The organism is Bacillus sp. FSL E2-0195 (assembly GCF_038003645.1).
GTDB classification, from domain to species: domain Bacteria; phylum Bacillota; class Bacilli; order Bacillales; family Bacillaceae_G; genus Bacillus_A; species Bacillus_A mycoides.
Window position 1 is genome coordinate 649,159 of record NZ_JBBOPN010000002.1, and the last position, 11,885, is coordinate 661,043.

The following is an 11,885-nucleotide window of genomic DNA, read 5'->3' on the forward strand; positions in this document are numbered from 1 at the left end:
ATAGGAAAGGATGGCGTTTTTTATGTCTGTTTCTGTGTCTGACGAATTACAACTATTTGCTCAAGAGATTCAAAGTTTTTTATCTCCAAATACCTTACGGGATCTTGCTAGAGATGTTGGTTTTGTACAACGAACCAGTAAGTACCAAGCAAAAGATTTAGTAGCTTTATGTGTATGGACGAGCCAAAATGTAGCTATGACTTCTTTAACTCAGTTATCTAGTTGTTTAGAAGCATCAACAGAAGTACTCATCAGTCCTGAGGGACTGAATCAGCGGTTTAATAAGGCGGCCGTCCAACTTTTACAACACCTACTAGCCGAACTACTAAGCAAAAAATTTGCCGCATCTATGCCGATTTCTTCTCCATACACTTCTGTTTTCAAGCGTATTCGTATTTTAGATTCAACTGCATTTCAACTCCCAGATGTATTTTCATCGGTTTATCCAGGTGCAGGAGGATGTAGCCATACAGCTGGGATAAAAATTCAACTTGAGTATGATTTGTTAAGTGGACAGTTCCTACATATTCATACAGGTCCAGGTAAACAACATGATCGTACTTACGGCTCTCTGTGTGCCCCAACTGTTACGGCGAATGATTTATGTATCCGAGATTTAGGTTATTTTCATTTAAAAGACCTTCAATATATACAAGATAAAGAGGCCTACTATATCTCTCGTATCAAGTCGAATACACGTATGTATCAAAAAAATCCTAACCCTGATTATTTTCAAGATGGAAGAATTAAGAAAGGTACAGAGTATATACAGATAGATATGGAGACGTTAATGAACTCTCTTCAACCAGGACAAACATGTGAAATAGCTGATGCTTATGTAGGTATGATTGATAAAGTGCCAGCTCGTGTAATTTTTCATCGATTAACAAAACAACAGCAACAAAAACGATTACAAGATCAAGCTGTAAGAGAAAAAAAGAAAGGAATTAAGTATTCTCCTCGTAGTAAACGACTCAGTGGTATCAATGTATATATGACAAACACCCCTACAGATATTGTCCCGATGGGACAGGTACATGACTGGTATTCTTTGCGTTGGCAAATCGAAATTTTATTTAAAACGTGGAAGTCATTCTTTCAAATTCATCATTGTAAAAAGATAAAACCAGAACGATTGGAGTGTCATTTATATGGTCAATTGATTGCCATTCTACTCTGTTCTTCTATCATGTTTCAAATGCGCCAATTGCTCCTCATGAAGAAAAAACGAGAGCTTAGTGAGTATAAAGCCATATATATGATTAAAGACTATTTTCTTCTTCCACGATAGAATACGTATATGGGGGGTACTGGGATGCTCTAATTTCTCCGTATATGTATTCTTCATCAATATTCAGATTGACTTGATAAGTAATATTGGAATTATTTATGAATTTGAGATCAATAATACCATTCATCAAGGTGGCACCTGTTCCAAATGGAATCACACGTCCATAGTCAGGGAATGGATCGAAACTATGACGATATCTTTCCACTGTTTCTAATTCTGTATGCAGAAACATCCAGTAAAGAAGATTCCCTAACTGACAGAGACCACCACCTATTCCCTTAATCGCTTCCCCATTCATTAGAATAATTCCTTCTTTATATCCAGCCTTTTCACTGGAATTACCAACAAGATACCAAAATGAAAATGTTTCTCCCGGTTTAATTACAATCTGGTTCATTTTGCAGATAGCTAGCTTTAGATTAATGATTTTGTTATATTGTAGCTGTATATCTGTATCACCTAATTTTCTGATAAGTAAAGATTTATGTTTGTAAATCCTGTAAGGTAATGGATTTCGTTCAAATGTTTTTGAAAATTTATAGCCTTTAAGACGGTCACTTATTTTTTTAAATAGCCTACGTTGTCCAATTCTAATAGGAATTAAAAAGGGAAACCTCTGTGTTAATAATTTTCTTGCCATTGGGAGTTGAGCTCCTTTATATATTATTCATCATCACTAAGCAAATGATTTTGGTGCAAAACCTTCAAGATAATTGCAATGAATCTATAAATCTTGAACATACCGATACTATTACTCTAAAAAGAGTGTATGAATGGAGTGAAAAAGGAAAATCCATTCAAATAGAAAAGCTATCAAATGATCTTTGCATCAGAACCATAAAAGGTGTTCTAAAGATATACTTCTTCAAAACACCTTTTTATTATTTCAACATTAATAGCATTATTTTTTCCATTTCTGCTTTGTTTACATTCCTATCAAGCACTGTTTCTGCTCGATAGTCTAAGCCGCGATTGATAATGACTATTTGATATGCACTATTCTTTCCTTTTGCGGGAATAATCATTTCCAATCGAATCAAGTGTATCCTCTAGCCCGAAAAAACTTTTTCATATGTAAAATTTAATAATATACTTACTACTTATAGCTCCTACACATTACAAGTCTTATCTCTTTTTTATTTAAAATTGATGTTTTTTTGCCATCGGTTCTATATATGTATTTAATATCCACGTTAATACTTTCCATACCTTTTGTTGGCTAGGTGGTAAATGAGCGTTATACACATAACTGTATTCAATCTGCTGTGTTGCACCACGATTTCGTTTGAACTCTCCAGCACCAGCACTACAATGACAAATTAAATCCTTTTCGATAGAATCCATTGTAATAAGGAGAGAAAGTATACGGTATAAGCCTTGTTGCTGGTCAGAGTTTGTATTATAGCCAAGGATTGGAGTTGTCATAACTCCATCCCTAATAAAATAAGCAATGACACCATCAATTGTATCCCCTTTTTTTATGACCTTTATCTCAAATAAACGATGCTGAAGAGCATTCCATAAATAAGCGGGTGTAAACATTGGGTTATGGACGGAATATTTTTCGATATATAGTTGATTGTATAACTGGGAAATTTGTAAAATATCATCTTTTGTTAATTCTTCATTCGTAATGATTTCATAATTGCTTTTCTCTAATAAACTTTTATCATTTAATAAGTCTTTTCGTTTTTTTCGATTCATTTTTTTATATTGTTTCGGATCAAATAAGTATATAGAACGAGACATGATTTTATTGTAACCTAGCGTAGATAGTGCTTCTGTCGTTACGGGATATAATTGGGTATTTAAAGAGCGAAATAGAATTGTATGCTCTGGAAATTTCTCAACAAATAAATTCGTAATTTGTTCGATTTGTTGTTCGTTGATAGAGTGATAAAGATTTGTTGAAAGCATCCAATTATTTACGACAATTACTTTATTAATATTCGTTCGTCGTAGCCAACTTCCCATAAGATGAATCGGATAGGTTAATAGCTTCTCTAGCCATGGTTTTTTCAACTCCCATAGCTCTTCTAATGCATAAGATATGTAATGTGTATAAGGAGAACATACATATGAATTTTCGAACTCTGCATTATTAAGAGTAACTGGCAAGATGAGATCATCGATTTCTAATAGAAAGAGCTCCGTGTTAACATTTTCAATAAATGCTGTAACGCCCTTTTGAAAAAGAGGCAGGAAACTATCTCGCACATATGCCCCATCTTTTTTTGATTCCCAATCAATACTATGCAAGGAATGAACATCATGTAACTGAATCATTTATGTTCACCACGCCTTACAAGACTTTCTATTCTTTTTAATTTTTTATCATATACTTGAATATCGTAATGTGAAAAGAAGAACTGTGGTATCGCACACTTTTTAGTAGCCCACAGTGTATGTAATTCTTGCATTACCTTTGATTGACATAATTCGAGATTTTCAGGTAGTGCTTTAAGTTTAATTTCAATTTTGTCTACGCTATGCTGTATTACTTTAAATTCTAGAATGTCACTAGATGCAAACAAAATTGCTCTTCTAATGAAATCTGGAAAAATAGATATTTCTTTATTATCCAATTCACTTATTCCAATAAATATATCGTCACATCGACCATCAATTCGTTCTAATGCTAAGAAAGGTGAACCACAGCTGCACGGCGTTTTTTTCTCAATTAATATGTCATTGAGACGATAGCGTATAATAGGCTGTGTTTTCCTCATGAAATCAGTAATAATGGGAACGAATATCCCTTTCTCTTGATCTAAGTATTCTTTTTCAATATGAATGAGATCTTCATTAATGTGTATTGTCTCCTGCTTGCAGGTGGTAGCAAGAAAACCTTCTGTACATTGGTAAACTTGGTGTACTGTTTGCTTAAAAGTTGCACGAATAAAGTCTCTATCAATATCTTCAAGCACTTCTGCTACAGAGATAATTTTTTGGGGACAAATCGTAATCAGTCCTTCTTGCTGCCAGTAAGCGATTTTCCGTAACATAGACGGAGGTGCAATTAAAATAGATGGCTGTATTTCATTTAATCGCGTGATATGCTGCTGAAACGAGTCTAGTAAATCAAAAAAATGAAATGAGATTCGCTTATTTTTTGTCGCTTCGTATAAATTGCTATTTGCACGTAAGAAAAAAGCAATCGTGTGTTTATGTAGAATGCTAGAAGGAAGCACCTTTCCAATAATCGAGCCAGCCCACAACGTTTGTTCTTCCTCGGAAACGAGAAAAACTCCACGATTCCCACTAGTTCCTGAGGATAAACCGATAGTTATATTACGAATGGTTGGCGAGAAATTCCGGGTCTTTTCTGCTTCAAATGCTACATGAAACGCTTCTTCCTTTGAAATATGGACTGTATTTAATGTATCAAAATGTTCCATCATTACTTCTTTATCAATAATGGGGAGTGCAGACAAATTCCCCTTTTGAATTTCATTTAAAAACGGCGTATATAACTGGCGATAAAAAGGAGACGCCTCTATCGTGAACAAAAGTTGTTTTTCTATTTGTTGTTTATGAAACTGTTCCAACTGTTTGCGATTTGAAAATCTCAAGCCATATTTTGTTTTCAAGTATCGCTTGAGAATCCGTAGTTTATTCATAGTACACCCCTGCTTTAATTTTATCCCATGTATGTTCACAATGAGTTGGTACAATTTCAATCTCAGGTGATGTTTGTGATAAATGGTGTAACTTCTCAATATTCTTTCGGTAAGACTTTGGATCGCTAGTTAAAAGGTTGGCAATCTTACTAGGAAATACAAGGTTTTGATAAGTTTTACTTAGCCACACTGCGTCTGCACAAAGAAAGACAATTTTTTCACTCTGTAAATGGACGAATAAACCGAATTGTCCCGTTGCATGTCCTGTTAAGTCAACAGCAAATAATGAGCCATCATCAAATACATCATACCCCTCTTCAAACTTTCCATATGTAGAAGGTAAGTTAAGGGATGGAGTTTGATCAATGAATGACATCCTTTTTTCTAAATCCATCGGCAGTGTATCTTTTAGACACCCTTTTAATAGAGCACCAAATTTACTTCTCTTTTTAATATCCTCATAAGCTTTTGCGAAGGTTAGTATTTTCGCTTTTGGAAAGTCAGGTAAACCAGCTGTATGATCGCCATGAAAATGAGAAAGAATAATATATTTAATTTCTTCTGGCTGAATACCATCAAGAAGAAGTTGCTGTTTAATAGATTGCTCTTCCGTGAAATGAACAGGCGTAAGTTTTGCATATACAGAGTAAGGGAATTTTTTTGTCGCCTCCTTAAAATGTCCCGCATATCCAGTATCAAATAAAATATATCCTAATACTGGATGCTGGAGTAACCCTACTGTAGCAGGAAAACATATTTGTTTCCAACTGCCCTTGGAGTATGCAATTTTTTCTGGATGTGTGCAATATCCTGTATCATATAGCTTTAAAGATTTGATTTTCATTGTATTTTCCACCAGTCTACAAATTTTGTAATTCCTTCTTCTATACTGATTTTTGGAGCATATCCTAGTTCTTCTTTAGCTTTATCAATATTTAATGTCTGGCTTTTTGAAAGGACACTAACAGTATATTTTGTGAGAATAGGTTCTTTTCCGAATAAAATAGTTTTTGAGATTCCTTCTAGTATAGCAGCTAGTGTAAAAGCAGTTTTGTAGGGAATTTTTTTATATTTTACTTCCTTATCAAGACGCTTCATTACATTTTCTATGACCTCATATAAATTTACACGTTCGTCATTTGTTATATTGTACTTTTGTCCTAATGTATGTTTTGGGGAATGCATACAAAGAAGTAAAGCATCTACAACATTCTCAACATATGTAATATCAACAAGAACATTTTCTGTACCAATTCTCGGTAAGGCACCTTTTTCACATACTTTAATAAGACGCGGAAGAATAGCGTTATCTCCTGGTCCGAATAAAGCGCGCGGGCGTATTGTGATAACAGGTAAACCATTCGTGAAAGCTTGATCAATAGCTTGTTCAGCCATGTACTTCGTTGTCGCATAATGATTTACAAATGTACCAGGAAGTTTCGCGTTTTCTACTACATTTTGTCGCTCATCATAATAGAAATAAATACTTGGTGTTGATACGTGGATAAGGCGTTTTATACCGTACTTTTGACTTCCCTCGATAATATGTTTCGTTCCTAACACATTCGCATTATAAAAATCTTCATATTTGCCCCAAGGAGAAGAAAGTGCGCCGCTATGAAAGATATAATCTTTATCTTTACAAACTTGTAGCGCACGATCCCTGTCTTCAAGAGGACAATGGACAAACTCGATTCCATTTTGTTCTAATAACTTACCGATTGTTTTATTTCTCCCCGTTGCCGTTACTTCATAGCCCATATTCTTCAATCGAAAGGCGAGTTTTTGTCCTAGAAAACCCGTTCCACCAGTTACTAGCATTTTCATAAATCTTCACCATCCCACGATATGTCATATGTTGTTTGCTCTAAAATAGTCCGTTCATGTTTATAACTTTCACGCCATAATTTATACATGCTAAAAAACTGATAAAAAAATGGTTTCCTATCATTGTGACGATAAATGATATCTGGATAGGAGCATAAAACTTTTAACCATCGCTTACATTTTTGTTTACTTTTTAAGTAAGGAAACCCATATAAAAGCATTGCTAACCGAATTGCACACTCAGAATTTAGTTTTGGAATTCGTGTATTGTTTACTTTTTCATTAAAAAAAGCGGGCAATATTTCCTCATCAAATAAATGTAATCCACTTGTAGTACGTGGATTACATTCAATTGGAATAGCATCTCCATTCTCTGTAACAATAAAATCAAAGGCAATTTGTCCTGAGAAATCTAGCTCTTTTACAATATGTCTAACAAACTGGTCAATTTTAGGATGATTAATATGTTTAAACGCAATGGTAGCGCCTAAGCCTGCCGTGAATTCCGTTTTATAAGTAGAGTGAGCTAACACTTCCCCAGATTGTGCGATACTGTAGGAACAATGCTGCGTTCCTTGTATAAACTCTTGCATAATATAATTCGACTTATCTACCAGGACTTCTTTTATAGTAGCCTCTTTAGTAATAAATTCCACTTTATCAGAAAAACGGGAGAAAATCGGCTTTAATACAAAAGGAGTATTAGCTGGTGTTTTGTGCATCATTGACCTTATCGCTTCTTCATTATTTATTCTATATGTCGCAGGTACTTGCCACCTTAAATTCGCTACTAACTGAATAAATTCCCACTTATTATGGAGTAATGAAAGTTTTTGAAAATCATCTACTAATACATGACAAAATGAGCTTAACTCTTCTCTATATTTAGATATATAAAATATTTCTTCACAAGTAGGAATAAGCAAATCCACATTGTGACGTTGAATAATTGATAGTAGCGCACGGATACTTTCATTTGTTTTCAACTTTGGAGAAGGAATTTCATAAAAATAATCCGTACTTATTGAAACTTTGCTTAATGGATAAGGAATACTATCTGCAATAATAACGGTATGTCCGGCGTTATGAAACAGTCTACATAAATGCAGAGTTGCTGGTGCACGTGCCCCTGTAATTAATACTGTTTTCTTAGTATTCAAGAAGGATGCCCCCGATAGAAAGTCCCGCAGAAGTACCTAGTAATAATATTTTACTTCCGCGTTGCACTTTCTTTTGCTTAATCGCTTCGAAAAGGGCAACTGGAATAGATGCGGAAATCATATTACCGTAGTCTTCAAAAATGGTCATAAAGCGCTCTTCATCAACCCCTAATTTTTTACGAATTAGTCTCATAGCTGGTCCACTTGCTTGGTGAGGAATAATTAAATCAATATCGGCTAGAGAATAACCAGTATCCATAAGTAATTTTTCGATAAACTTCAACAGATACTTAGAAGATAGTTTAAAAATAGCTCTTCCATTCATATCGAACAAGAAGTCTTCTTTTCGTTCTTCGCTATACTCCCTAGGATGAATCATCGTTCCACCGCCACGAATTTCTGATAAATGTGCACCAGAGCTATATGTTTCCATATGGGAAGCAATAATAGAAGATGTATGATCGCCTTTTGTTATGACAACAGCTGCCGCACCGTCACCGAATAAAATGCTGCTTTCATTTTGTCCCCAATTTAATCCCACAGAAGAAATTTCAGAAGAAATGATAACAACATTTTTGTATCTCCCGCATTCAATTGCGTAAGAAATTGTATCAAATGCTGTTATGAAACTTAGGCATGTTGAGTTGATATCAAAACATGGAATACCAGAGTGCTGTAGTTCAAGCTGTTCTTGAATAAGTGATGCAGTAGAAGGAATTGCCTGTTGAATCGTTCCACTTCCGCAGATGATACAATCGATATCATCCCACGTTAGCTGAGCATCTTCTACAGCTTTTTTTGCAGCTTCAGCACCCATATAAGAAGATGTTTCACCATCAACATAGTATCGTGTTTTTACCCCAGCTTTTTTTAATGTCCAGCCTTCTGGCACATCTAGCATACGATCTATTTCAAAAGAATCTACTTTGCGTTTTGGAAGATATGTGCCAATTCCTTTTATTCTAATATATCTTTTCATTCTCTATCGCCTCTTAATCTTTTTATAAATTTTAAAATTCTGTTATACCTGCATATTATTATGGATACATACAGAAATTCTCTCATGAAATTCAAGTACTCCCTTAGAGCCCTCTAGTAATGTTTCTCTGTAAAAAAAAGAGCAAGTTCTCAAGTAGAGAATTTGCTCTTTTTGCATGAGGACCCTTCAAATATATAATATAGAAAAAACTTTTATATCAATCTAGTCATATTATAACAATTATATGGAAATTTTTATTAGTTTTTCATAAAATAATTAAAATATGCACAATCATAGAATGGACATGCAAGTAATGAACTTATCTTTCACCAGCAATTCCTGTTTAATAATTACATAAAAAAACTTCCAATGTATTGACTCAGTTACTAACATATAAACTATTACAACATCATACAAAGTAATGCTAGGGTGTTATATTTATTCGGATTCATATCTTTTTCTCCTTGTATTTGTTTAATATAACTAAAAGATGTTCTAAGGATATAAATCTTCAAAACACTTCTTTATTATTTCAGCATTGAAAGCATTATTTTTTCCAGTTCCGCTTTATTCACATTACTATCGAACACTGCTTCCCCCGGATTGTCTAAACTATGATTTATGATGACTATCTGATATGCACTGTTCTTTCCTTTTGCAGGAACAATCATCTTCATACCTTGTAAATTACTATCCGAGTTATGAGTAGCGTAGAATATTTGATTTCCTTCTAATTCGTACTGTTCAATATTTTCTTCTACAACAAACAAAGCATGGAACGGATCTTTACTTTCTCCAAATATTTGTGATTGATAAGTTGTATAGTTCCCTTTTCCGTTCGTATATTCTAATTCAATAATTAATTCAGGCCTTCTCTTAATAAAATAATTTACCTTTTCATCCTTAAGATTGTACCCTTCAATTGTATAAGTTGGCTTCTTAATTTGAAAATCAACATGTTGCTGCGCTTCCTTTACCGTGTAATTTAAAGATTCGAATACTTTGTCATCAAGTGGTTTTGACTGATCATAAAGTGCATATAATGTTTCAAGATCAGCTTTTGTTAAACGTTCCCCTCTAAAAAATATTGACTCGGGGTCAGAATCTCTAGGAGCACCTTTTTTCTGTATATTAATAATTTCTTTGTATAATTTTATGTACTGTTCGAACTCATCTTTTGTTAAAGCCTTTTCAGCTAAATATAAATAATCCGTCTTTTGTTCATACACTCTTGCTGAATAATGATATTCTTTTCTCGCATTTTCTTCTGTACCAAACAGCATATCTACAGCATTTTGAAAAGCATCTTTAGATTTCTGCTTTTTTTCTACCACTTGTCCCTTCTGCCTTTCATCTCCTTCTACTGCACGTGCATTGAATAAGGAAATAGATGCAACAGCAACTATAGCAATAATTCCAAGCGCGGACCAGCGATAGGATTTTTTCTGGAATTTCTTAATCATAAGAATTCTCCTTTTTAGCATACGTTTATTTCTACTTAAATTGGCTAGATTCGGTGCTTGATAATAACTTGAATACTGTTCTAAAAGAGTAATAATTGTATGTCCATATGCAATTTGTTCCTCTGATTCTATAAAAGTGAGCGCAAATGCATCACATGCAAGTTCTTGATCTTCTCGCATACATGAATAGGCATACCAAAGAATCGGATTAAACCAATTTAAAATGATTAAACTATACATAACCCAATTTACAGCTATATCTCTTCGTTTCATATGAGATAGCTCATGGTAAAAAATATATTGCAGTTGTTGCTCATTCAATATTTTCATATGTCTGCTTGATAATAATACTCTCGGGCGAAAAAGCCCAAAAACAGTCGGACTCGAGATTTTCCCAGCCAACCGTAATGGAATTTGCTTCTTAATTCCCATAGATTGTTTACAGTTTTCAAAAATCCCAACAATTTTTTCATCCGTAATATTGGGTTGCTTTTTTATGTAAGAATATAATCGTCTATTCGTAATACAAGTTATCGTTGCTAGAATAGCAACTCCAAAAAGCCAAATATATAACGTAACTTTATAAACGGAAAGTGTAGTATCTTCTTTCTTTTTATTACTATCTATTTGGTCACTCTCTTTCATTACATTTACGGAGTTAGATTTGTGACTATCTCCTTTTGTAGTTACTGAATGATTCGTTTTATCTTCTAACACGCTTTTTTGTTGTATAGCTGGAGTAGTATCCTTTTGAAAAATCTCAGACACGCCAGAGCTATATGAAAGAAGAGAATAAATACTGTAGGAACTATCTGGTGACCATGGTAATAGAAGTCTTACAATTAAAATCATCCATAACATGTACTGCCATCGCGGAGTTATCTTATTTCTAAGCAAGATTTTGACACATAAGATTAAGCCGACTAATATACTTGCCATAATGGATGTTTCTATCACCCAATCAAAAAATCGAGGTAGATAGACGTTTACAAACATATCTATCATCATTATCTATCCTTCCTCTGATTTTCCTCAGACTTCTCATCCAGAATACGTTTGAGTTCGTTAATGTCTTCTGAAGATAGTTTTTCTTCCTTTAAGAAATTCACAAGTAAAGGTTTAAATGCCGCACCATAGAAACGTTTGAGGAGGGATTTTGTTTCTACTTGTAGATATCTATCTTGCGACACTAAAGGATAATATGCATACATACGCCCTTTATCTTGCTGGTAAGAAACAGCTTCTTTTTGGACTAATCGATTAATAAGCGTTCGAATCGTTTTCGGTTTCCAGTCCATTGTTGCCTCTAACGCTTCAATCACTTCATTCGCTGTTTGGGGAAATTTTGACCAAAGAACCTTCATGATTTCCAATTCAGCTTCCGATATTTTAGGTAATTCTTTCATTGTATAAAATTCCACTCCTTGTATTACATTTGTAATCTATAATTAAATATTACAAATGTAATCCTTGATTGTCAACCATATTTTGGTTTTTTAAATACATTTCCATAAAACTTTAGAATTTTACCCAAAAAAATAATGA

General features: G+C 33.9%; 9 protein-coding genes and 2 pseudogenes. 1 reads left to right on the forward strand and 10 read right to left on the reverse strand.

The window, feature by feature from the left end:
- Positions 1-22: 22 nt before the first annotated feature.
- Positions 23-1,282 (forward strand): annotated as a pseudogene (locus MHH59_RS30475) (IS4 family transposase); the annotation flags it as partial.
- Here MHH59_RS30475 and MHH59_RS30480 read toward each other — a convergent pair.
- From MHH59_RS30480 to MHH59_RS30525, 10 genes and pseudogenes are all read right to left on the reverse strand, one after another.
- A pseudogene (locus MHH59_RS30480) lies at positions 1,272-1,931 on the reverse strand (VanW family protein); the annotation flags it as partial. The pseudogenes MHH59_RS30475 and MHH59_RS30480 sit on opposite strands and share 11 nt — an antisense overlap.
- A 241-nt stretch (positions 1,932-2,172) precedes the next feature.
- Positions 2,173-2,331: a hypothetical protein gene (locus tag MHH59_RS30485; RefSeq protein WP_181777933.1), complete on the reverse strand. Its 159-nt coding sequence runs from the start codon at positions 2,329-2,331 to the stop codon at positions 2,173-2,175.
- A 100-nt stretch (positions 2,332-2,431) separates the two neighbouring features.
- Positions 2,432-3,577 (reverse strand): hypothetical protein, encoded by a 1,146-nt coding sequence (locus MHH59_RS30490; protein WP_340853728.1) that lies wholly within the window; start codon positions 3,575-3,577, stop codon positions 2,432-2,434.
- Complete coding sequence (locus MHH59_RS30495; protein WP_340853729.1) at positions 3,574-4,911, reverse strand: F390 synthetase-related protein; 1,338 nt, start codon at positions 4,909-4,911, stop codon at positions 3,574-3,576. Before MHH59_RS30495 ends, MHH59_RS30490 begins: the two co-directional genes overlap by 4 nt.
- The gene (locus MHH59_RS30500; protein ID WP_044438644.1) at positions 4,904-5,755 is read right to left on the reverse strand and encodes an MBL fold metallo-hydrolase; all 852 of its coding nucleotides are present in this window, start codon (positions 5,753-5,755) and stop codon (positions 4,904-4,906) included. Before MHH59_RS30500 ends, MHH59_RS30495 begins: the two co-directional genes overlap by 8 nt.
- Positions 5,752-6,738, reverse strand: a complete 987-nt coding sequence (locus MHH59_RS30505) for an NAD-dependent epimerase/dehydratase family protein (protein WP_044438642.1) — start codon at positions 6,736-6,738, stop codon at positions 5,752-5,754. Before MHH59_RS30505 ends, MHH59_RS30500 begins: the two co-directional genes overlap by 4 nt.
- Complete coding sequence (locus MHH59_RS30510) at positions 6,735-7,898, reverse strand: ATP-grasp domain-containing protein (protein WP_340853733.1); 1,164 nt, start codon at positions 7,896-7,898, stop codon at positions 6,735-6,737. Before MHH59_RS30510 ends, MHH59_RS30505 begins: the two co-directional genes overlap by 4 nt.
- A complete protein-coding gene (locus MHH59_RS30515) occupies positions 7,888-8,877 on the reverse strand; it encodes a beta-ketoacyl-ACP synthase III (protein ID WP_044438638.1) in 990 nt (329 codons plus the stop codon). Before MHH59_RS30515 ends, MHH59_RS30510 begins: the two co-directional genes overlap by 11 nt.
- A 527-nt stretch (positions 8,878-9,404) precedes the next feature.
- The gene (locus MHH59_RS30520; RefSeq protein WP_044438729.1) at positions 9,405-11,345 is read right to left on the reverse strand and encodes a M56 family metallopeptidase; all 1,941 of its coding nucleotides are present in this window, start codon (positions 11,343-11,345) and stop codon (positions 9,405-9,407) included.
- Positions 11,346-11,347: 2 nt separating this feature from the next.
- On the reverse strand, positions 11,348-11,746 hold the full coding sequence (locus tag MHH59_RS30525; RefSeq protein ID WP_340853736.1) for a BlaI/MecI/CopY family transcriptional regulator: 399 nt from the start codon (positions 11,744-11,746) through the stop codon (positions 11,348-11,350).
- Positions 11,747-11,885: the final 139 nt, after the last annotated feature.